20 protein-coding genes, 4 tRNA genes and 1 pseudogene are annotated in these 22,133 nt (G+C 59.8%); 9 read left to right on the forward strand and 16 right to left on the reverse strand.

Features of this window, described 5'->3' with window-relative positions:
• Window positions 1-49 precede the first annotated feature (49 nt).
• On the forward strand, window positions 50-958 hold the full coding sequence (locus tag PU634_RS12170; RefSeq protein ID WP_306761083.1) for a TIGR01777 family oxidoreductase: 909 nt from the start codon (window positions 50-52) through the stop codon (window positions 956-958).
• Here PU634_RS12170 and PU634_RS12175 read toward each other — a convergent pair.
• Window positions 955-3,378 carry an ABC transporter permease gene (locus PU634_RS12175; RefSeq protein WP_306761084.1) on the reverse strand — a complete coding sequence of 808 codons (2,424 nt, stop codon included), beginning with the start codon at window positions 3,376-3,378 and terminating at the stop codon, window positions 955-957. The genes PU634_RS12170 and PU634_RS12175 overlap by 4 nt on opposite strands.
• Window positions 3,371-4,054 (reverse strand): ABC transporter ATP-binding protein, encoded by a 684-nt coding sequence (locus tag PU634_RS12180; RefSeq protein WP_306761085.1) that lies wholly within the window; start codon window positions 4,052-4,054, stop codon window positions 3,371-3,373. The genes PU634_RS12175 and PU634_RS12180 overlap by 8 nt, the downstream gene beginning before the upstream one ends.
• Here PU634_RS12180 and PU634_RS12185 point away from each other — a divergent pair.
• Window positions 4,053-4,649: an arylesterase gene (locus PU634_RS12185; RefSeq protein WP_306761086.1), complete on the forward strand. Its 597-nt coding sequence runs from the start codon at window positions 4,053-4,055 to the stop codon at window positions 4,647-4,649. The two genes, PU634_RS12180 and PU634_RS12185, sit on opposite strands and share 2 nt — an antisense overlap.
• On the opposite strand, the gene PU634_RS12190 is transcribed toward PU634_RS12185, so the two are convergent.
• The 6 genes from PU634_RS12190 to gltX form a co-directional block, all read right to left on the reverse strand.
• The gene (locus tag PU634_RS12190) at window positions 4,646-5,317 is read right to left on the reverse strand and encodes a DNA-3-methyladenine glycosylase I (RefSeq protein WP_306761087.1); all 672 of its coding nucleotides are present in this window, start codon (window positions 5,315-5,317) and stop codon (window positions 4,646-4,648) included. The two genes, PU634_RS12185 and PU634_RS12190, sit on opposite strands and share 4 nt — an antisense overlap.
• Before the next feature lie 100 nt (window positions 5,318-5,417).
• Window positions 5,418-5,493: transfer RNA gene (locus PU634_RS12195), tRNA-Ala, on the reverse strand.
• Window positions 5,494-5,512: 19 nt separating this feature from the next.
• Window positions 5,513-5,588 (reverse strand) — tRNA-Ala (locus PU634_RS12200).
• Between the two features lie 38 nt (window positions 5,589-5,626).
• A tRNA-Ala gene (locus tag PU634_RS12205) sits at window positions 5,627-5,702 on the reverse strand.
• Between the two features lie 28 nt (window positions 5,703-5,730).
• Window positions 5,731-5,806: transfer RNA gene (locus PU634_RS12210), tRNA-Ala, on the reverse strand.
• A gap of 219 nt (window positions 5,807-6,025) precedes the next feature.
• The gene (gltX, locus tag PU634_RS12215; protein ID WP_306761088.1) at window positions 6,026-7,438 is read right to left on the reverse strand and encodes a glutamate--tRNA ligase; all 1,413 of its coding nucleotides are present in this window, start codon (window positions 7,436-7,438) and stop codon (window positions 6,026-6,028) included.
• 188 nt (window positions 7,439-7,626) lie between these two features.
• Between gltX and PU634_RS12220 the strand changes: the two genes are divergently transcribed.
• A complete protein-coding gene (locus PU634_RS12220) occupies window positions 7,627-8,175 on the forward strand; it encodes a LysM-like peptidoglycan-binding domain-containing protein (protein WP_306761089.1) in 549 nt (182 codons plus the stop codon).
• A 3-nt stretch (window positions 8,176-8,178) separates the two neighbouring features.
• Here PU634_RS12220 and cobU read toward each other — a convergent pair whose 3' ends face one another.
• The gene (cobU, locus tag PU634_RS12225; protein WP_306761090.1) at window positions 8,179-8,730 is read right to left on the reverse strand and encodes a bifunctional adenosylcobinamide kinase/adenosylcobinamide-phosphate guanylyltransferase; all 552 of its coding nucleotides are present in this window, start codon (window positions 8,728-8,730) and stop codon (window positions 8,179-8,181) included.
• A gap of 131 nt (window positions 8,731-8,861) precedes the next feature.
• Between cobU and PU634_RS12230 the strand changes: the two genes are divergently transcribed.
• The 4 genes from PU634_RS12230 to PU634_RS12245 all read left to right on the forward strand — a co-directional run bounded on the left by PU634_RS12230 (window position 8,862) and on the right by PU634_RS12245 (window position 10,927).
• Window positions 8,862-9,149, forward strand: coding sequence for a hypothetical protein (locus tag PU634_RS12230; RefSeq protein ID WP_306761091.1), 288 nt, complete (start codon window positions 8,862-8,864; stop codon window positions 9,147-9,149).
• Window positions 9,150-9,232: 83 nt separating this feature from the next.
• Complete coding sequence (locus PU634_RS12235; protein WP_306761092.1) at window positions 9,233-9,961, forward strand: spermidine synthase; 729 nt, start codon at window positions 9,233-9,235, stop codon at window positions 9,959-9,961.
• 126 nt (window positions 9,962-10,087) lie between these two features.
• Window positions 10,088-10,342: a LysR family transcriptional regulator gene (locus PU634_RS12240; protein ID WP_306761093.1), complete on the forward strand. Its 255-nt coding sequence runs from the start codon at window positions 10,088-10,090 to the stop codon at window positions 10,340-10,342.
• A 12-nt stretch (window positions 10,343-10,354) separates the two neighbouring features.
• Window positions 10,355-10,927 carry a LysR substrate-binding domain-containing protein gene (locus PU634_RS12245; protein ID WP_306763687.1) on the forward strand — a complete coding sequence of 191 codons (573 nt, stop codon included), beginning with the start codon at window positions 10,355-10,357 and terminating at the stop codon, window positions 10,925-10,927.
• On the opposite strand, the gene PU634_RS12250 is transcribed toward PU634_RS12245, so the two are convergent.
• Entirely contained in the window at window positions 10,924-11,358 is a 435-nt protein-coding gene (locus PU634_RS12250) for a LysR substrate-binding domain-containing protein (protein WP_306761094.1), read from the reverse strand. The two genes, PU634_RS12245 and PU634_RS12250, sit on opposite strands and share 4 nt — an antisense overlap.
• Window positions 11,359-11,378: 20 nt before the next feature.
• On the opposite strand from PU634_RS12250, the pseudogene PU634_RS12255 reads away from it, so the two are divergent.
• A pseudogene (locus PU634_RS12255) lies at window positions 11,379-11,787 on the forward strand (transposase); the annotation flags it as partial.
• A 206-nt stretch (window positions 11,788-11,993) separates the two neighbouring features.
• The gene (locus PU634_RS12260) at window positions 11,994-12,866 is read left to right on the forward strand and encodes a LysR substrate-binding domain-containing protein (RefSeq protein ID WP_306761095.1); all 873 of its coding nucleotides are present in this window, start codon (window positions 11,994-11,996) and stop codon (window positions 12,864-12,866) included.
• Between the two features lie 117 nt (window positions 12,867-12,983).
• On the opposite strand, the gene PU634_RS12265 is transcribed toward PU634_RS12260, so the two are convergent.
• The 6 genes from PU634_RS12265 to aldA all read right to left on the reverse strand — a co-directional run bounded on the left by PU634_RS12265 (window position 12,984) and on the right by aldA (window position 21,856).
• Window positions 12,984-14,003 (reverse strand): aldo/keto reductase, encoded by a 1,020-nt coding sequence (locus PU634_RS12265; RefSeq protein WP_306761096.1) that lies wholly within the window; start codon window positions 14,001-14,003, stop codon window positions 12,984-12,986.
• Between the two features lie 67 nt (window positions 14,004-14,070).
• The gene (locus PU634_RS12270) at window positions 14,071-15,672 is read right to left on the reverse strand and encodes a BCCT family transporter (RefSeq protein WP_306761097.1); all 1,602 of its coding nucleotides are present in this window, start codon (window positions 15,670-15,672) and stop codon (window positions 14,071-14,073) included.
• 237 nt (window positions 15,673-15,909) lie between these two features.
• A complete protein-coding gene (locus PU634_RS12275; RefSeq protein ID WP_306761098.1) occupies window positions 15,910-17,481 on the reverse strand; it encodes a BCCT family transporter in 1,572 nt (523 codons plus the stop codon).
• A gap of 21 nt (window positions 17,482-17,502) precedes the next feature.
• Entirely contained in the window at window positions 17,503-19,122 is a 1,620-nt protein-coding gene (locus tag PU634_RS12280) for a GMC family oxidoreductase (protein WP_306761099.1), read from the reverse strand.
• Window positions 19,123-19,127: 5 nt separating this feature from the next.
• Window positions 19,128-20,306, reverse strand: coding sequence for a mandelate racemase/muconate lactonizing enzyme family protein (locus PU634_RS12285; protein WP_306761100.1), 1,179 nt, complete (start codon window positions 20,304-20,306; stop codon window positions 19,128-19,130).
• Between the two features lie 125 nt (window positions 20,307-20,431).
• On the reverse strand, window positions 20,432-21,856 hold the full coding sequence (aldA, locus tag PU634_RS12290) for an aldehyde dehydrogenase (protein WP_306761101.1): 1,425 nt from the start codon (window positions 21,854-21,856) through the stop codon (window positions 20,432-20,434).
• Window positions 21,857-22,133 lie beyond the last annotated feature (277 nt).

A 22,133-nucleotide genomic window follows, 5' to 3' on the forward strand; every position in this document is an offset into this window, starting at 1 on the left:
CCTGCGCCTGGTGCGGGGCCCTCAGGCCCCGCCATTCAAGGAGCCCGCGATGAAGATACTGCTTACCGGAGGAACCGGCTTTATCGGCAGCCGGCTGATGAGCCACCTGCGTCCGCACCATCAGGTGTCGGTACTGAGCCGTTCACCCAATAAGGTGTATCAACGTCTGGGGCACGATATTGAAGCCCTCACCTCCCTCGACGAACTGGCCGATCTCGACCGTTTCGACGCCGTGATCAACCTGGCCGGCGAGCCCATTGCCGACAAGCGCTGGAGCCCGGCCCAGAAAGAGCGTATCTGCCACAGCCGCTGGCACCTTACCGAGCAACTGGTGGAAAAGCTGCGTGCCGGCAGCAACCCGCCGGCGGTCATGATCAGCGGCTCGGCGGTGGGTTTTTATGGCCGTCAGGGCGATACCCTGGTGGACGAAGATACCCACCCCCATCCGGAATTCAGCCACGAGGTATGCGCCCGCTGGGAAGAGCTGGCACAACGGGCGGAAACCGAACGCACCCGGGTCTGTCTGATCCGCCTGGGCGTGGTGCTGGGCGCCGAGGGCGGCGCCCTGGTGAAGATGCTGCCGAGCTACCGCTTTGGCCTCGGCGGCCCCATCGGTTCGGGCAGGCAGTATATGTCGTGGATCCACATTGAAGACGTGGTCAACCTGATCCTGTTTTTGCTGGAGCACGAGGAATGCAGCGGCCCCTTTAACGCCACCGCCCCGGAGCCGATCACCAATGCCCAGTTCAGCAAATGCCTGGCGGGCAACCTGGGCAAGCCCCATTTCGCCCGGGTGCCGGCCTGGGCCATGAGGCTGCTGTTTGGCGAAATGGCCGATCTGCTGCTTACCGGCCAGCGGGTCATGCCGGTGCGGCTGCAGCAGGCCGGCTTTCACTTTCGCTACCCCACCCTCGACAAGGCGTTAAAGGAAACGTTGAGCGCGCCACGGCGGCGTTAACCCCACCGCCGTAACCGGTTCATCAGGACGCCACGGAGCAGGCCGCCGGCACGGCCGGTAAGCAGCAACAGGCCGGCCCCCAGCGCCGGCAACGCCAGCCACAAACCCGGATGCGGCTGCCAGGGCAGATCCAGCCACCCGGGCAGCAACACCGCCACACACAGCTCCACCGCCAGCGCCGCCGCCAGGCCGGCCACCAGGCCCGCTCCCAGCCATTCCCAGCGTAGCGAGGCCCGGATCAGCCGGCTGCCCGCCCCCAGGGTGCGCAGCAGCACCAGCTCGCGCCGCCGGCTTTCCAGGGTGGCTTCCACCTGAGCCAGCAGTACCAGCAGGCTGGCACCGGTGACCAACGCCATGATCACCAGCAATGCCTGGCTGACCTGGGCCAGTATGGTGCGCAACTGCTGCAACAGGGCATCCACATCAAACACGGTAATGGTGGGAAAGGCGCGGATCAGCTCGACTTCCACCGCCCTTTTCTGCTCGGGCAGATAGAAGCTCGCCATCCAGGCCGCCGGATAATCGGCCAGCACGTCCGGGCTCAGCACCAGATAGAAGTTGGGTTTCATGCTGTCCCAGTCCACCTCGCGAATGCTGCGCACCTCGGCCGATACCGTTTGCCCGGCCAGATCCAGGGTGAGACTGTCTCCGAGTACCAGGCCCAGCCGCTCCGCCAGTCCGCTTTCCACCGACACGCCGCCGGCGGCCGCCGACCATGCGCCATCAATAATGCGGTTGCCCTCGGGGGCCTCAGCGCTCCAGGTAAGGTTGAGCTCACGGCCCAGGCCGCCTCCCCGCTCGCTGCTGATCTCTGCCACCGGCACCTCATTTACCTGCACCAGGCGCCCGCGCACGATGGGGTAAAAACGGGACGAGTCGAGGCCGTTATCGGCCAGCACCTGCCGCACCGGCGTCAGCTCATGCTCGGCGATATTGATCAGAAACCGGTTATGGGTATCGTCCGGCAACCGGGCCAGAAAACCGTCGGTCAGCTCGCCCCGCACCACCCACAACAGACTGGCCAGAAACAGCGCCAGCGCTACCCCGCCAAACTGCAGCAGGGTGGCCAGCCTTGTCCGCTCCAGCCGGCTCAGGGCCAGCCGGAGCGCCACCGAGCCTCTGGGCAAGCGGGCCAGCGCCAGCAGGCCCCGGCACAGGGTACCCAGCAACAAGACCAGGGCCACCAGTCCGAGCAACAGGCCCGCGGCCAGTCCCATGCTGCCGGCAAACAGCCAGCTCAGTGCCACGGTGCCCGCCAGCAGAATGCCGGCGCTGAGCCAGGGGGAAATACGCGCCTCGGCCTCATTGCGCAACACCCTGAGTGGAGGGACCTCCAGCAGCCGCAGCAGGGGTACCACCGACAGCATCACGGTGGTGAGCAGCGCCAGGCCGGCGGCCACCACAAAGGGCCTGAGCGAAGGCGGCGGCAGCGGTACCGCCATGGCGTCGCCCAGGGCCAGCAAAATCAGCTGATGCACGCCATAACCCGCCACCGCGCCGAGCAGGGCACCCAGCAGCATCAGCCCGGTAAGCAGCCGTCCCAACCAGGCCAGCAACTGCCGCCGCCCTGCTCCCAGGGTCTTGAGCAGGGCGATGCGATCCTGCTCCCGGCGGGAGAAATAGCCCAGGGCAATGGCCATGGCCAGAATGCCCAGCAGCACGCCGGTGAGCGAGGCCAGCCGAAAGAACTGCTCGGCCCGGGTGATGGAGCGGGCCACCGGGGTGTCGGCGTTATCGGGGCCGCGCCAGCGCTGCCCCTGCTGCAACCGGGGCTGCAGCCAGCGGGCGTAGTCCGTCAGGGCCTTGTCGTCGCCCTTGAACAGATAGCGGTAGCGGCTGCGGCTGCCTGCCATAAAAATGCCGGTGGCGGCCACGTCATCCAGGTGCATGAGCGCCCGTGGGGCCAGCAAAAAGGGAGAGAAGCCCTGATCCGGCTCGCTCACCAGTTCGCCGGCCACGGTCAGCCGAAGGTTGCCCAGCTCCACCACCTCCCCTGGCGTCACCTTCAGCAGTGCCAGCAACCGGGCCGACAGCCAGATATGGCCCGGCCGCACTTTTCCCGCCGGCGCCAGCACCAGTTCGCCGTAAAAGGGAAAGGCATCGTCCACGGCACGAATACTGGCCAGCTGCAATTGCTCGCTGGCAAACAGCACGCTGTTAAAGGACTGGCCCACCGACACCGCCAGACCACGGCGCTGCGCCTCGGCCAGCCAGCCAGGCTCGGCGGGCCGGCTGCCCGCCAGCACCCGGTCGGCGGCAATGTAATCCCGTCCCGACACCGTGAGCGCGGCGTTAAGCCGGTCCGCCACCAGGGTCACGCTGAGAATACTGGCCACACACAGTGCCAGCGCCAGCACAAACAGCCTGAGCGGCCCGCTGGCCACTTCCCGTCCGATCAGCCCCCAGCCCAGGCTAGCCATGCTGCTCCTCCAGACGACCGGCGGTCATCAGCAGGCGGCGTTCACAGCGCCCGGCCAGGGATTCATCGTGGGTCACGATCACCAGGGTAGTGCCGTGCTGGCGGTTAAGCTCGAACAGCAGCTCGATAATGCGCCCGCCGGTGCGGTGATCCAGGTTACCGGTGGGCTCGTCCGCCAGCAGAATGCCGGGATTTGTCATAAAGGCCCGGGCAATGGCCACCCGCTGCTGCTCGCCGCCGGAAAGCTGGGCGGGAAAATGCCGTACTCTGTCGGCCAGCCCCACCTGTTCCAGCAGGTGCATGGCCCGCTCCCGGTTACCGGTTTCCCCTTTCAGCTCGGCGGGCAGCATGACGTTTTCCAGGGCGGTCAGGGTGGGCAACAGCAAAAAGGACTGGAACACAAAGCCGATATGCCGGGCCCTGAGCGCCGCCCGCTGCTCTTCGTTCAGAGCATGCAGGGGTTGACCGGCGATATAAATTTCGCCCTGGCTGGCAGTATCGAGCCCGGCCAGCAGCCCCAGCAGGGTGGACTTGCCCGATCCCGAGGCCCCGACCAGTGCCAGCCGCTGCCCGGCCTTGACTTCCAGGTTGACACCCTGAAGGATGGTGATTCGCTCGTCGCCCAGGCTGACCCTGTGGGCGAGTTCCACCACGCGAATAATGGAAGAGGTTGTCATGCTGCGGATCCTTGTGTTGCTGCTCTGTCTGGTGTCGCCCGTCACCCTCGCCGACACCCTGCTTATTCTGGGCGACAGCCTGAGTGCCGGCTATCGCATGCGCGCAGATGAGGCCTGGCCTCATCTGCTGGCCGAGCAGTGGCGGCAGGAAGGCCGGCAGGTGACCGTGGTCAACGCCAGCGTCAGCGGCGATACCACTCAGGGCGGGCTGCAACGGCTGCCGCCCCTGCTGCAACGGCACCGTCCCAGCCTGGTGCTGCTGGAGCTGGGCGGCAACGACGGTCTGCGCGGCCTGCCCCCCGGGCACATTGAACGCAACCTCGAGCGGCTGATCGAGCTGGCCAACAGCGCCGGTGCCCGGGTCATTCTCACCGACATACAATTGCCACCCAACTACGGCCGGCGCTACCTGCAGCAGTTCGAGGGGGTCTTCAGCCGGCTCGCGGCCCAGCACGACGTGCCGCTGCTGCCGTTTTTCGTGGCACCGCTGATTGGCCGGCAGGGCATGATGATGGACGACGGCATTCACCCCACCGCCGCCGCCCAGCCGCTGATCGCCAAGCAGGTAAGCGAGTTTCTTAGGCCTTACCTTTAACCGATGGAAAAGGCGATGGTCTTGCTGATTTCACTCAGGCTCAGGCCGCTTTGCTCCCGCCAGGTATTGAAGGCGGCCTGAGCCTGACTCATGCCTTTCCGGCTGCCCAGTGCCGCATCCACCACCCCGTGGTGCTGAAGGTAGGCGCTGACGTCCCCGGTAAAGAGAAAGGTATCCACCCCCAGCCGGCGCAGGGCATAAGGCGCAATATTGCCACCCAGCAATTTTCCGTGCTGGCGGATTTGCTGCCACAGGCCCACCACCTCGGTCGATGGCCAGCTTGCCACAAAGGCACCAAAGCCACCATGGGGCTGGCCCAGCTCCAGCACCATTTGAGCATTCACCGGCACGGCGGCAATCTTCTTCCCATGGCGCACTATGCTGGGATCCTGATTGAGCCGTTCCAGGTGCTGCTCGTCCAGCAACAGCATTTTGTGAGGATCAAAGCCGAAGAAGGCCCGTTCAAAGTTAGGCCATTTGTCGCGAATGACCTTCCACACAAAACCGGACTGAAACAGGCTCATGGTAAAGGAAGACAACCAGCGATCGTCGGGAATGGCGGCCAGCTCGCCGGCGCTCAGTAGCGGGGTGGCGATCAGCCGGCGCAGCGCAGCCTCGCCGCCATGCCGGGCACAGGCGCGCGCAAAGATATGATCAAAATGCTCCATAAAAACAGTCTCGTTCGAGTTTGTTTTTATTGTGCGCAGGGGAACAGGAAAAGGCCAGAACGAAAAAAGCCGCAGTGCTTGACTGCGGCTTTCTGAAATTTGGTGGAGCTAGGCGGGATCGAACCGCCGACCTCTTGCATGCCATGCAAGCGCTCTCCCAGCTGAGCTATAGCCCCAAATTCGGTCAGATTGTTTTGGTGGAGCTAGGCGGGATCGAACCGCCGACCTCTTGCATGCCATGCAAGCGCTCTCCCAGCTGAGCTATAGCCCCAAAACAATGCTGTTTTACTGGTGTTTGTTTCTGCCGCCTGGTGGAGCTACGCGGGATCGAACCGCGGACCTCTTGCATGCCATGCAAGCGCTCTCCCAGCTGAGCTATAACCCCATTTGGCAGAAACTGCTCTCGACTTGATTGGTGGAGCTAGGCGGGATCGAACCGCCGACCTCTTGCATGCCATGCAAGCGCTCTCCCAGCTGAGCTATAGCCCCGCTCAAGTCGTTGCAGGAAGCTTGTCCCTGCGAGCGAGGCGCATAATAGGCACAGGGCCGTGCAGAGTCAACCACCAAATAAAAAAAACCGTTCAACCAGACGAATTTTGAACAATGGGATTAGAAAGTGTGCATTCCGCCAAAGATTGGGGATTAAAAAAAACGGCGCCCCCAAAGGCAACGCCGCTCTTCTTTCCGCCTATGGCTGTCGGCTGTGTTTTACCCTTGAGCACGCTCGGCCACAAACGCCAGGGCCATGTCGATGCGGGCCAGCACCTTGTCCTTGCCCAGCAGCGCCATGACGCCGTCGATGGCCGGTGACTGACCAATGCCGGTGACCGCCACCCGCAGCGGCATGCCCACCTTGCCCATGCCCAGCTCCAGCTCGGCAGCCACGGCGTTGATCACCTCGTGAATGGCGGCGGCTTGCCAGTCGGCCAGTTCGGCCAGGCGAGTGCGGGCCAGCGCCAGCGGCTCGGCGGCCACCGGGCGCAGATGCTTTTTGGCGGCACCGGCCTCGAACTCGCTGAAGTCTTCATAGAGGTAACGACTCTGGGCCGCCAGCTCCTTCAGGGTGTTGCAGCGCTCGGCATAGAGGGTTATCACCTCGGCCAGCGCCGGCCCCTGAGCAAAGTCGATACCCTGATCCCGCATGTGCCATTCCAGATGACCGGCCACTTCCTCGGCGGGCAGGGTTTTCATATAGTGCTGGTTCAGCCACAGCAGTTTGTCGGTATTAAAGGCCGATGCCGACTTGCTGATGGCATCCAGGGAAAACCGGGAGATCATCTCCTCCAGGCTGAAGATCTCCTGATCGCCATGAGACCAGCCCAGGCGCACCAGGTAGTTGAGCAGAGCCTGGGGCAGGTAACCGTCGTCCCGGTACTGCATCACGCTGACCGCACCGTGGCGCTTGGACAGCTTGGCGCCGTCGTCGCCCAGGATCATGGAAACATGGGCAAACTCCGGCACCGGCGCCCCCAAGGCCTTGTAAATGTTGATCTGGCGGGGAGTATTGTTGATGTGATCTTCCCCTCGCACCACGTGGGTAATGCCCATGTCCCAGTCGTCCACCACCACACAGAAGTTGTAGGTAGGGGCGCCGTCGGTGCGGCGAATGATCAGGTCGTCCAGCTGGTCGTTGGCGATTTCGATGCGGCCGCGCACGTGGTCGTCGAACACCACAGAGCCCTCGTCCGGGTTTTTAAAGCGGATCACATAGGGGGCATCGGCATCGCCATGATTATCGGGGTCACGACAGATGCCATCGTAACGGGGCTTGTCACCGGCGGCCATCTGCGCTTCACGCAGGGCGTCGAGACGCTCCCTGGAGCAATAGCATTTATAGGCCTTGCCCTCTGCCAGCAGCTGATCGATAAGCTGGTTGTAGCGATCAAAGCGTTTGGTCTGATAGTAAGGACCCTCGTCCCAGGTCAGGCCCAGCCAGTTCATGCCTTCCAGAATGGCGTCGATGGCTTCCTGGGTGGAACGCTCCAGATCCGTGTCTTCAATGCGCAGCACGAACTCGCCCTGATGGTGGCGGGCGTAAAGCCAGGAATACAGGGCCGTGCGGGCACCGCCAACATGAAGAAAGCCGGTAGGACTGGGAGCGAACCGTGTTTTAACTGTCATTCTGTCTGCCTTGGTTGAGTGAAGGGGCCAAACAGGCCTCATGGACGTGAAGTGGTGGCTATTTTAGCACCCGGGACGCACGGACGAAACGCCTTGTCGCTTCCCCTGAACCGGCCGTAAAAAGGCGGGGTCAGCGGCTTGTGGAGTTCTCGGGGGCTGGATACACTTGTGGCCGCGAGGGAGGGACCATGACCAGAAGAAAAAGTGCGGCCAGAGGCCATCAAGGAGTGTCGCTCGGCACTCGAATCAACCAGCTTACCCTTCCGGCCCGCCGGGGGCTCGGGCAGGCGCTGTCCACGCTCGGACGACTGCCCCGCCTGCACCGGTTGGGGCTGCTGGTATTAGTTCCACTCTGGTTGCTGCTGCTGGGCTGGCAGCCCGCTCCGCCAGCCCCGCAAACGCCGGTGACCGGCAGCCTGACGGTGCCCCTGAGCGATGCCGACAAGCGCGTGATTGATGTGCCTGCCGGTGGCCGGCGTATCGATCACACTCTGGCGCCCGGAGAGACCCTGTCCTCCCTGTTCCGCAACTGGCAGTTGCCCGGCCAGGAGCTGATCGCCCTGGTGCGTGCCGAGCCGTCCTACAAACCCCTCAGCCGATTGCAGGCCGGCCAGCAACTGACCCTGGTGCTGAATGCCGACGGCCGGCTGCATTATCTGGAAATTCGAGATAATGGCCTGGTGCTGAACGCCTTTCGCCGGTTGGGCCAGGAATTCACCATGGTGAATACCCAGTAAAAATTACAATGACGGGCCTTTCAGAATTTGGGGCAGGCCCGCAATGGTAAAGATCACTCTGTCGCACACCTCGGCCAGGGCCTGGTGCAACCAGCCGGCCTCATCAACAAAACGCCGCGACAGCTCCCCCAGCGGCACTATGCCCTGCCCCACCTCATTGCTGACCAGAACAATACGCCCCGGCAATAACGGCAGGGTCTCCAGCAGCGCTGTTTTTTCCCGTTCCAGCCGGCGAGTGTCTTCGCATAACAGCAGATTGGTCAGCCACAAAGTCAGGCAGTCCACCAGCACACAATGCCCGGGGGCAGCATGAGCCTGCAGCACTCTGGCCAGTGCCAGAGGCTCTTCCACCAGGGTCCAATAAGGTGGACGCCGGCCTTGATGATGACGTATCCGCTCGGTCATTTCCTCGTCTTGCGCCGTGGCGGTGGCAATATAGGTGACCAACCCACCGTCGGCTGTCACCAGCCGCTCAGCCAGACGACTCTTGCCCGAGCGGGCACCGCCGAGAACGAGTTCGTGAAAGCCCGGCTCGGCCACTGAAATACCCTTCATCGGTGTTTCCCTTTATAGGTCTGCCTTGCCGCGCATTATACCCATCATCCTGGCGACATCCTGATCGAAATGCAGCTGTGGTAAACTGTGACCCTCATCAAATTTTCAATGCATTCGCAGGGAGCCATTTCATGAACTTCAAAGCTTTTCACGCCTCACTCAATCAGCCTCAGCCGCCAGCCGGCCTGTCCGATGCCCTCACCGCGTTGTGGCTGGATGCCAATGGTCAGTGGGAGGAAGCGCATGAATGCATTCGTGACAACGGCGACCAGCCCTCTGCCTGGGTGCACGCCTATCTGCACCATGTGGAAGGGGTACTGTGGAACGCCGACTACTGGTATGGCCGCGCCGGCAAGAAACGCCCCAAGTGTGCTACCAAAGAAGAGTGGCAGCAAATCGCCCAGGCGCTGCTGGACTGAGTGGTCCGAACAACCCAAGCCCCGGTCATTTGGCCGGGGCTTGTTTCTTTCAAATAATGCCGGTTTGGCGGTAATGGTTTTCTATGCAGGAAATTTTCAGCGCGCAGGATGAATACGGCCCGATTCTCGTGTGGGAGTCGGAAGGCAGGCGCACCCTGAGTTTTGGCGGCCCCGATGCCCAGAGCAGCTGGCACAAGAGTGAGCCCCATGTGCCCCAGCTGGAATATGTGAGAGCCATGTTGCTGGTGCTGTTGTTCAACACGCCCAAGCACACCCTGACTCTGGGGCTGGGTGCTGGCACCCTGAACAGCTGTCTGCATGCCGGTGTGGCCGGCCTCAGACAGCAGGTGGTGGAGCTGCGCCCCGCGGTGATGGAAGCGGCACAGCGTTACTTTCAGCTGCCTCAGGGTAAAAGGATGCAGCTGCATAGAGCCGATGCCTTTGCCTTTATGCGGGATTATCAGGGCAAAAAGCTGGATGTGATTTTCAGCGATCTGTATAACGCCGACGATGCGGAAGGTGAGCAGTTCTCGGTCGGGTTTCTCAATAACTGCCGTCGCCAGCTCAAAGCCGGTGGTTGGCTGGTGCTGAACTGCTGGGATTGCCACCAGACCGATGACTTTATGCGGCTGTTGCACACGCACTTTTCTGATGTGCGCTCCTGCCTGACCAGCAGCGGTAACTGGGTGGTGTTCGCCGGCACCGTCGCCGCCACGACCAACGCCAAGGCCCTGAAAGATCAGGAATGGTCCCTCAGCAAACAGCTTGGTTTTTCCCTTCAGCCCTACCTGAGCCGCCTGGCCAGCCACTGATACCGGCCTAACACAACGTCATGCCGGGCTTGCCCCGGTATCTTTCTGCAGGAATATATCAGGTCACGATATGGTTTCGAAGGTAATGAAGGCAGGGTGCCTGCGTGCGGATTTGAGAAGGCAGAAATGAAAAAAGCCCTGAGCGTTAACTCAGGGCTTTTAATGATGGCGGAGCGGACGGGACTCGAACCCGCGACCCTAGAGTCCCCCCTTTTTATACGCAAAGGCCGCAATCTGCTGTTGACCGAGGTGGCCCGCGATTACCTGACCGAGATTCGTCCCAGCCTGCAGGCCATCGGCCGCGCCACGGCCATTGCCTCGCAGAAGAAAAACCGTGAAACCCTGACCATAGCCGCGCCCCCTTCATTAACCACCAAGTGACTGATTCCACGGCTGGCCAGCTTCTTTGCCGCCTGCCCTCAATACGATGTTCACCTGCTGGATCGCATGATTCTGGAGCCGGAGGAAAAGGGCATCGATATCGCCATCGAGTATCGCTTTGAAGCAGACCCTCATTTCACGACACGCCAGCTGCTTGACGACGAGATCGTCGCCCTTGCCAGCCCCGAGTATGTTGAAAAACACCAGCTGCACAACATAGAAGGCCTGCGCGGGCTGACACTGATTGAAACCGAGCGCCGCCTGAACTCGTGGAAGTCCATTCTGGCGGACTTTCCCTGGGTGAAGGATCAGCCGTTTTTATCGATGGGTTACTCCCTGCATGCCTTTGAAGCGGCGGCACAGGGGCTTGGCGTGGCCTTGGGCAACCGGGTCAATGCCCAAGGCATGCTGGCCGCCGGCGAGCTCTGTATTCCGTTCGACATTGATGACTCCCAGCTGCCTCCCCTGCCCCGTTACTATCTCAGCATTCCGCCCCATAAGGAGCGGTGGGCACGTGTAGCCACCTTTGTGGAGTGGCTGGAAAAAGAGCTGAAGTCCGAAGGGGTCGACTGTAAGGAAAGTTAACGGACGAACAACGCCTTTAGTCGCTCAATCATCCATATATGCAGAGGGCTGTGCCGTGTTCGGCTGTGCCATGCCACAATCACTTCAAATTTGGGAGTCAGGGTATCCAGCTTCAGCGAAGCCACCTTGGGGTTGGGCAACAACCTGGAGGGATAAAATGAAATCATGTCGGTAGCCCCAATGATATCGGGGGCAGCCGAAAAGCTCGGTACCGACATCACGATATTGCGTTTCAGGCCTTGCAGGGCAAACCATTCATCATGAGAGCCACGCAGATTGGCCCGGGACGGTGACACGATAAGCTGCGACAGCCGCGCCACTTCCTCCAGGGTCCATGTTTTTTCCAGGCGTTTGGAGTGGCGGGCCGTAATGCAGATATGCTGCTCTTCAAACAACACCAGATAATGAAGGCTGTTGATGCCCGTACTCACTAAGTCATCGCCGCCGAGGTAGCCTGGAGAATGTGGCCGATAACGAGGTCTTGCCGCCCTTACTCAACCCGTTGCGGCGGCAGTTACATCAGGTGTCGGGCGACGGCGCTTATGATACTCGGGAATGCCATCAACTCCTGCTCAAAAAAGGCAGCAAAGCGACCATCCCACCGCGCAAAAATACGGGCTACTGGGAAGAAGGACATCCGAGAAACGACGCCGTGACGGCACCGAAATCAGGCAACCTTGCTGAGTGGAAACGTGCCTCTGGCTACCGCAGAAACGGCGATGTCCCGTTACAAACAGCTGGTGAGCCCCAAGCTCAGCCTACGCAAATACAACGGCCAGGTCGGTGAAATCCTGGCCGGGGTTAAGGTCATGAACAGAGTCATAGGACTTGGTATGCCCGTTCGCCAGCCAGTCAGTTAAGGGCATCAAGCCCAATAGGAACAGGCTTTCTCGGCTCTGATTTGATCAACAACGCCCAGGAGTGCAGCTGACACAATCACCTTGTTCGACTATTCAATTGGTTACGGAGCATGATATGCAGCAAATTATCAACACTGGAAAAACGATCTGTCGCGTATGCTCAGATATACTCCCGCTCCCAAGTGGCTTTATCCAAGGGCAACCTTATGCGTTCATTACCGGCACTGACCTCATTACGCGTTTTCGAAACCACTGGCAAGTGCCTGAGTTTCACGCAGGCGGCAACTCAGTTGCATGTCACTCAGAGCGCGGTCAGCCGGCAGATCAAGCAACTGGAAGATTACCTTGGAGTGGCACTGTTCATTCGCCGTCATCACCACCTGGAACTGACCGAGTCTGGCAAGCAACTGCTTGCCAAGCTGGAGCAGTCTTTCAACCTGATGGAAAGCGCAGTGCAGGAGCTGCGGGATCCCAAACAACGGCAAAAGCTGGCGCTGCTGGTGCCTCCCACTTTTGCCACCCGCTGGCTGGCTCCCCGCCTGGCCGGCTTGCACCGGCACTCCCCCGAGTTGGAGCTGTCCATTCATAATAGTGACGTCGATAGCAAGCTGTTTGACTGCTGTATTCGCTTTGGCCGCACCGCCAGACCCAGCCATTACAGTGAGCTGATCATGCTGGAGCAGCACGTCGCCGTTTGTGCGCCGGAACTGCTCGAGCAGGCACAACACCTGGAAAAAGCCGATGGCAGCCTGCTTCACATACTGCACAAGGGCGAACGGCTGCCGGTGTGGCAAAACTGGCTGCAGGCCGCCGGCCTCACCGAGCAGGTTGATGCCAATCGCGGCATGGAATTCAGCACCCTGGATCAGGTGACCAATGCCGCCGTTAACGGCGCTGGTTTTGCCATTATCGACAAACACATGATCAGCCGAGAGCTGCAATCAGGTGCCCTGGTGCCCTTCAGCAGCATAGAGGTCAGTGGCCCCTATGGATACTGGCTGGATATCAACGCCGAACGCCAGGGACTGGCCAAGGTCATTCGCTTTACCGAGTGGCTGCGTGAGATCAGCCCGGATTAACTCCCTCACGACCAACTGACACATGCACCAACAACAAGGTACCATAAAAAAGCCCCGGCAAGCGGGGCAAAAGGGACCTGAAGCAAAACTACGTACTACAGAAACACTCGAGGATGTTCAGTCAATAAAGGGCGCCCGGGCCGGACGCGGGCTGCGCGCAATGCGCTTGCCGGCGGTGTAGTCGTTGATCAGATCGCAGGGCGTGTAGTTACGCTCGATTTCGTAAAGCTCGTCTGCCGTCAGGGTCATTTCAAGGGCCGCCAGGGCACTGTCGAACTGGGCCGGACTGTCGGCGCCCACCAGCATGGAGGACACTTCCGGCTTCTGCAGTACCCAGGCCTGGGCCACCTGTGCCGGCAAGCAACCGCGGGCGTCGGCCACCTTGGCCACGGAGTGGGCGATATCCCTGGAGGCCTGATCGTTGTACATCTCGGCGGTAAAGAAGTCGGTCTGGTTACGGGTGGACTGCAGATCGCTGGTCAGAATGCCCCGGGCCAGCGGACTGAAGACCGACACGCCAATGCCCTGATCCATGCAGAAGGGAATCATCTCCCGCTCTTCTTCACGGTAGGCACAGTTCAGCTGCAGCTGCATGTTGATCGGGCGGGCCCAGCCATTCTTGTCACACACCTGCAGGATCTTCGCCAGCTGCCAGGTGTACATGGTAGACACCCCGATATAGCGGGCCTTGCCGGCCAGCACGATGTCGTTGAGGGCACCCATGGTTTCTTCCACCGGGGTTTCGGTATCGAAATAATGCAGCATGTAGATGTCGACATAATCCATGCCCATGCGCTTGAGCGAAGCATCGATGGCATCGAAGATATGCTTGCGCGAGTGCCCCCGGGCATTGATGTCATCGCTCATGGCGTAGCCCACCTTGGTGGTGATAACCAGCTCGTCGCGCCGGGCAATGCGGCGCAGCACGTTGCACACCACTTCCTCACCGGCACCGGTGGAATAAAAGTCTGCCAGATCGATGAAGTTGACGCCCATATCCAGGGCGTGCGCGATAATGGGCTCACTTTCCTTTTCGTCAAAGATCCAGGGTTTCCACTGCTTGGAGCCCATGTTCATGGTGCCGAGGCAGAGACGGGATACTTTCAGGCCGGACTGACCGAGTCTTACGTATTGCATGTTAAATCCTCAAAGGTAATGGTGGAGCCGAGTCAGCCCGACTCCATGTGTTACAAAGTTGAATGGTTTATTTCTGTCCCAGTCCCGCCAGCGGTACTGCACGCCCGGCTTCGGCACCGGCTTCCATCTCGTCCAGCACGCTCGGCTTCAGCTCCACGGTCTGGCCGTTAACCTGGACCCGTTGCGCCAGTTTCAGAAAGGCAAAGCCCGCTCCCAGCACAATCAACATGCCCGGTACGCCCGACAGGTTGAACAGCATCTTGATGGCATCGACCCCGATATAACTCGCACTGATCCAGGCAACAAAGGCGATGGCACAGCCCCAGGTGACCTTGACCCACAAGGGCGATTTCAGGTTTTCGGCATTCACGCCCTTGATACAAAGGCCACCGATGGCATCGGTATTGGAGTCGGCCGCGGTAATAAAGGTGATGAAACAGGCAAAGATAAACAGCGCGCTGAGCAGGGTGCTGCCGGGCAGCTGATCGAACAGCACATAAATCACCGAGGCAAAGCCATGGTCCTGGTAGGCCTGATACATGATGCCGCCCAGGGTGGTATCGAAATACAACGAAGAGCCACTGAAGATGCTGAACCACAGGAAACCGAACAGGGACGGCAGCAACAGGTTGACGATGATGAACTGACGCACCGTGTAGCCACGGGCAATCTTGCCGAGGAACAGGCAGCTGAGCGGGGCCCAGGCAAACCAGCTGGCGAAGAAGGCCACGGTCCACCAACCCGGCCACTGGTCGTTACCGGAGGCGCCGGTCACCAGATTGCGGGCAAAGAAATCCGACAGATAAACCCCGAGTGACTCAACCCCCAGCGACAGGATGAACACGGTCGGGCCCACAATGAAGATGAACAAAGCACCGATGAAGTAGAGCCAGGTGTTGATACGCGCCAGGGTCTGAATGCCGCGATACAGGCCGGATGCAGCCGACATGATGGCAGATCCGATAATAACAATGGCGATGATCGCGTATCCGGTCACGCTTTTCTCGATGCCCAGTACCGACTCCATGCCATCGCCGATCACCAGCAGGCCGGAAGTCAGGGTGGCGGACATGCCCAGCACCACGGAGAACAGCGCCAGCCCATCGATCACCTGGCCACCGATGCCATCCACCCGGTGGCCCAGCAGCGGACGCAGCATGGAGCCGATGGAAAAGGGCAGCTTGAGGTTGTGAAACGCCAGCGCAAAGGCCAGGCCAGCCACGGTATAGATGCTGTATGGGGTAATGGTCCAGTGCACGAAGATGGTGGACATGGAAAACCGCATCGACTCGGCGCTTTCGGGAGTGATTCCCAGATACTTGGGCGGTTCATGGTAATGCAGCACCGGCTCGGCCACCGACCAGAACAGGATACCCATGGCAATGACGGTGGTTAAGGAAACCGCAAACCAGCGGAACGGGGTCAGCATGGGAGCGGCCTTTTCGCCGCCAATGCGCACTCGGCCGATGGGCGAGCAAAACGCATAGGCGGCGATAAACACCATCAACAAGGCACTGAGATTAAACAGCCAGGAGAGGTTGGCCATGATCACGCTATTCAGCGTTGAGGTACCGGCAATGAAGTTCTGCTTGTCGATGATGGTGTAGATAACCGTCAGGGCAAGGCAGGCAAATGCCGGCCAGAAGGTAATGGGTCTGATGTTTTTCATATAAATCCCTGCAACGTTATTCACCGATATGGCGAATATTCCTTCAACGATTCCAATCGCCGGAAAGCATGCTTCAGCAGAGAAAATTTTCAAAATGACATAAATGCGATCAACCATGACGAAAAGTCATAACACAAAATCAACATGGTGTTCATGGGGGTATCACCGGCTGAAGAGACAAATAAAAAAGCCCGCACCGGCATCAGCACGGTGCGGGCAATAAGGCAGGTTCAGCGATCAGGCTGCCTGGGCATTATCCAGACGAACAGGCTCTCGGCTATGGAAGCGTCCGGACAGCAGGCAGTGGATCAGGGCGGCGTTGCACCCCAGCACAATCAGCAGTGCCGGCAAGCCCCCCAGATTCGACATCATCTTGATACCGTCGATCCCGGCAAAACTGGTCATGACCCAGGCCACAAAGCCGATGGTGCCCCCCCAGATCAGCTTCAGCTTCAAACTGGCGCCATGGGCCTGGGTGTCACCGGACAGGCTGGCTTCACTGTCTTCGCTACACAGGTTGCTCATGGCTTCGGTGTTGGAGTCCGCCGCCGTCACATAGGACAGAAAGGAGACAAAAATGAACACTGCCGCGGTAATGCCCGCCAGTGGCAGGTTATCCAACATGGTATAGACCACAGACTCGGCACCGGTAGCCTGCAGGGCCTTGTTGAGCAGGCCATCGCCATTCATGTCCATGCTCAGAGCGGTACCACTGAAAATCGACATCCAGACGCAGGCAAACAGGGCCGGCAACATCATGTTGATCACCAGGAACTCGCGGACCGTATATCCCCGGGAAATCTTGCCCAGGAACAGGGCCGTGATGGGCGCCCAGGCCAGCCAGTTGGCCCAGTAGAAGATGGTCCACCACTGCGGCCACTGATCACCCGAAGCCGCACCGGTAAACAGACTCTTTTCGATGAAGTTACCGAAATACACTCCCAGTCCCTCGACCCCCATCGACAGTATCCAGGTGGTCGGGCCACACACGAACACGAAACCGCAGATCAGGAAAAAGATACGGGTATTGAGGCTCGACAGCATGGCTATCCCCTTCTTCAGGCCACTGGCCGCCGACAGGATAAAGCTGACCACTATCAACAGGGTGATAGCCCCCAGCACCACAGGTCCGGTGCCGATCGACAACATGTTGTCCAGGCCGCCGGCCAGGGTCAGCACGCCGGTACCGAGTGACGCCGACATGCCAGCCACCAGCGCATAGAGCGCCAGCGCATCGATCAGGTGACCCGGTTTGCCCAGCATGCGATCACCGAACAGCGGGCTGAGCGCGGAGCCCAGTGAAAACGGCTTGCCGAGGTTATAGTGGGCCAGCGCAAACATCAATGCCGGTACCGTATAGATGGCATAGGGGGTAAAGGACCAATGCAGAAACATGGTCGAAATAGCGAACTGGGCCGCATCGGCCGATCCGGGCTCCAGGCCGAGCGACGCGGGCGGACTGTGCAGATGGTACATGGGCTCGGCCGTCGCCCAGAACAGAATACCGATCGCCACCGTAGTACAGAGTGCAATGGAGAACCAGCGCCACCGGCTGATCAGTGGCGTGGCATTTTCACCGCCAATGCGCACCTTGCCAAGGGGTGAAAAAAACACCCAGGCACAGGTCACGACCATAAGCAGGGTTCCCAGGCTGAACAACCAGGAGAAGTGGTTCAGGATCCAGCCGTTGATGGCCGAGGTCACTCCGAGGAAGGTCTCCAGATCGGCAAAGCTCATGGCGACCGCCGCCATCAGTAGCAAGAACGGAGGCCAGAACACCAAGGGTTTGATTCTTTTCGCGTTTGTCATAATCCTTCATCCATCTTGTGATTAGCAGGCGGCATGATCGGCAAGCACCATGTCGGCGCCCTTTTCCGCCACCATCATGGTGGCAGCGTTGGTATTGCCCGAGGTGATATTGGGGAAAACCGAGGCATCGATCACCCTGAGCCCGTTGAGCCCGTGCACCCGCAAGCGGCTGTCAACCACCGCGGTTCGGGGATCCGGCCCCATGGCGCAGGAACCGCACAGGTGATAGATGGAGCCTCCGTTCTCGCGAAAGTACGCCAGCATGTCCTCCTCACTCTCGACCGCCGGTCCGGGCAGCACTTCTTCGGCGGTAATCTCCCGCAGCGCGGGCGCCTGCATCAGGGTCCGGATCAGGCGACTGCCCTGGATGACCTCGTTAACGTCCTTGTCGGTCGACAGGTAATTGGGCCTGATCAAGGCGGCGTCCTGCGGGTTGCTCGATGCCAGTTCAATGCGGCCTCGGCTGGTCGGGCGGCAGGCATTGAACGCCACCAGGAAACCGGAATAAGGCTCCGGCTCCAGTTTTGCATTGGGATCCTTAGGTATCCGGTAGGACATGGGATTGAAGTAGAGCTGGATATTGGGCGCCGGCTCGGCATCACTGCCCCGGAAAAACCCCCCAGCCTGATTGACACTCATCGACAGTGGTCCCGAACGGTTGATCAGATATTCGAGTCCGGACCAGGCCTTACCCCAGAACGAGCGGAAGGTATCGTTCAGGGTTTTCATATTGGCTCGGTAGTAATAGCTGACGCAGAGGTGATCCTGCAGGTTCTCCCCCACCGCCGGCAGGTGGCTGCGCACCTCGATACCATGCCGGGTGAGCATTGCCTGATCACCGATACCGGACAACTGCAGCAGCTTGGGAGAATCCACTGCGCCGGCCGACAGGATCACCTCCCGCCGGGCCCGGATTTGCTGCACACGTCCCTGGTGCAGCACCTCAACGCCCGTCGCCCTTTGCTGTTCGTCAACCAGTACCCGCTGCACCATGCTTACCCGCTGCAAGCTGAGATTAGGCCGGCTCAACGCCGGCTTCAGATAGGCGGTATTGCTGGAGTCACGCTGACCATTGCGAATATTTGTTTCATAGATGCCGGCACCCTCCACCCCGGCACCGTTGAAATCATCATTCAGCGGCCAGCCCAGCTGCTCGGCTGCCCGCAGATAATAATCGCAGACCGGGTGAGTTCGTCCTTTCATCGGCGTGATGCCGATAGGCCCACTGGAAGAGTGAAACTCGGTGTCGCCGGCCGGATGTTGCTCCAGCTTCTTGAAGTAGGGCAACACCTCCCGGTAGCTCCAGCCCTCGTTGCCGGCCGCCGCCCAGTCGTCGAAGTCCGAGGCCTGACCGCGCACATAGATCATCGCATTGATGGAGCCGGAGCCGCCCTGCACCTTGCCCCGGGGAGCGTACACCTTTCGCCCCGCCATGCCTGCGTCTTCCTCACTGTAATACATGTAGTTGTAACGTGGGTTGTAATAGGTCTTGGCAAACCCGACCGGCAGTTTGAACCAGGGCGAGCCGTCCTTTTCTCCGGCTTCCAGCAGCAACACCGAATGCTGTCCTGACTCACTCAGGCGGCTGGCCAGAATACAGCCGGCCGAACCGGCCCCGACAATGATGAAATCGAACTCCATGCTCATCACTCCACGGCATCCGGCTGGCGCTTCCAGTCATCGCCGCGCGCCTTGTAATCATAGGGCTTGGGATCCATCAGCAGGTGCAGGCGCTTGCCGGTGTAGGGAGAGTGAGCCTTGACCACCTCCATGTTCAGCTCTACACCCAGACCCGGTTTGGTCGAGGGAATAATGTAGCCATCACGCCACTCGATCTTCTCCTGCAGCACCTCGGCATGGAATCCGTCCCAGGTACGAATGCTTTCCTGGATCAGGAAGTTGGGTGTCGCGGTTGCCAGCTGAATACTGGCGGCGGCACCCACCGGACCGTTGTACAGGTGAGGAGCTATCTGGGCATAGAAGGCCTCGGCCATGCCGGCGATCTTCTTCGCTTCCAGAATGCCGCCAACACGGCCCAGGTTCATCTGCAGGATCGAGGCTGCCTTGTGGGTCAGCAGATCATGGAACTCGTACTTGGTGGTCAACCGTTCACCTGCCGCCACCGGAATCGAGGTATTGGCCGCCACCCTTCCCATGGCCTCGGCCTGTCCCGGCGGTACCGGCTCCTCGAACCAGAGCGGATCATAGGGCTCGAGCCGCTTGGCCAGTCGAATGGCGGCCGAGGGCACCATCTGGCCATGAGTACCAAACAGCAGATCGCATTTGTTGCCCACCGCCTCGCGAATACGACGGCAGAAGGTTGCGCTCTTGTCGATATCTTCCAGCGAGAGCTGATGCCCGGAATAAGCGGTATAGGGGCCGGCAGGATCGAACTTCAGCGCGGTAAAGCCCTTCTCCATGTTTTCCAGGGCGCACTCGACGGCCAGCTCAACGCTGTCGTAGTCGTAGTCACCGGCCCGGTTGACCGGGTACAGGTAGGTATAGGAGCGCAACTTGTCGTGTACCCGCCCTCCGATCAGCTCATATACCGGCTTGCCTGCCGCCTTGCCGATGATGTCCCAGCATGCCATCTCCAGGCCGCTGATAATGCCCATCATGGTCAGATCGGGCCGTTGGGTAAAACCGCTAGAGTAGGCCTGCCGGAAGAAACGCTCGATATGATGGGGATCTTCACCCTTCAGATACCGGTCAAACACATCCTCGATGGCCGGAACCATCACCCTGGGGTGAAAGGTAGACGCATAGACCTCACCCACCCCTTCGATGCCGCACTCGGTTCGCAGGGTGACAAAAATCCAGTACATGCCACCAACATGGGGTGGCGGTACGGCAACAACGTGAGTCTGACAGGAAGCTACTTTCATCTGGATACCTCGTAAATTATCTGGGGCTCGTGGGCAACAGGGTTTGCGGAGCCCATTGCAGGGACTTAGTAACTGAGCACGACCAGTCGTGTCTGGGTAAACTCGAGCATGCCGTGCTTGCCGTCGTCCCCCCCCAGTCCCGAGCGCTTCCAGCCGGCGTGATAGCCTTGATAGGGATCAGCCGGCGTGCGATTGATATAGATCTCGCCAGCCTCGATCTCGTTGGCCACCATCATGGCCGTACGGTAATTCTCGGTGTAAATCACCGAGGCCAGACCGAACTGATGATCGTTGGCCAGCATTAACGCTTCTTCGGCATCACGGTATTTGAGCACCGGCAAGACAGGACCAAAGATTTCCTCCTGAACAATTTCCATATCCTGGCGGCAGTTGGTCAGCAGGGTCGGCGGGTAGAAATGACCCTGTCCTTCGGGGATATAGCCGCCAACTTCCAGCGTGGCGCCATCATCGATGGCCCGCTGTACCATCTGATGGATACCGAGGCGCGTGTTCTCGTTGATAAGCGGCCCCATGAAAGCGGGGTTTTTCGCACGATCACCAAATGCACGTTGTTTGAACAGATCACGCAGCAAGCCGACGAAGCGGTCATAGACGGCCTCATGCACATAGACCCGCTCGACCGCGGTACAAAGCTGCCCGCAGTGGGTGGTCTTGGAGGCAACAATCTGGCTGGCCGCCTTTTCCAGATCGGCATCGGCCTCGACGATGGCCGGGGTCTTGCCGCCCAGCTCCAGTGACGACTTGGCGATATTGACCTGGGAGTATTCCAGCACCTTGCGCCCCGCTCCCACGCTGCCGGTCAGGGTGATCATGCCAACCCTGGGGTGCGTGCAGACAATTTCGGCAGTGCTGTGATCCATCGCCAGCACATTGACCACACCGGGAGGCAGGCCGGCCTCCTGAACCGCACGGGCAATTTCAAACGCCGAACAGGGCGTGTTGTTACTCGGGCGCACCACCACGGTATTGCCGGTGATCAAGGCCGGGGCAATCTTGCGCATCAGGGTATAGACCGGGTAATTGAACGGGATCAGGCAGGCCACCACACCGATGGGCTCGCGCTGCAGTAACAGGTTTTCGGACGGACTGTCGCTGGGAATAATCTCCCCTTCGATCCGGCGCGCCCACTCGGCGTGATAGCGGGTAATATCCGCCGCATACACGGCCTCGCTGGTGGCTTCATCCAGCGCCTTGCCCGACTCCAGCGCCAGTGCACGGCCGATATCATCCTTGCGCGCTACCAGGGCATCGGCCAGTCTGCGCAGATAATCCCCCCGCTGAATGCTGGTCAGCTTGCGCCAGCCTTTCTGGGCTGCCGCCGCAATCTCGACCGCTTCCTTGGCGTCTTCCGCACTGGCGGCACTGACCTGCCCAATGACTTCTTCTGTTGCCGGGTTGTAAACCGGGATCTTCGTGGCTTCTGCCTTTTCGACAAAGTCGTTATAGATGAAGTTGTTATAGGTTCTCATTGAAAAAGGCCCATTGTTAAATTTGGTAACAATCCTATGGACAGGCCTTTCTGCTGTCAAATCTAATTCTTATATAGAATTTTATTTCCAAATATGAAAATATACTGATGTGTTTCTGCCGCTCGCAATAAAAGTCCTGTTATAACAGGGACATCCGTGATGCCGAGGAACAAGCAAAGCGCACCGAAAGCCTGGCAGTCAGGCCGCAAGGCTTGGTACTACCCGCTTTTTCAAAAGGTTACGTATTTGATATTTTTTCTTTCTGCTGGGTTAACAG

Origin of the sequence: Oceanimonas pelagia (assembly GCF_030849025.1) — a bacterium.
Classification (GTDB): Bacteria; Pseudomonadota; Gammaproteobacteria; order Enterobacterales; family Aeromonadaceae; genus Oceanimonas; species Oceanimonas pelagia.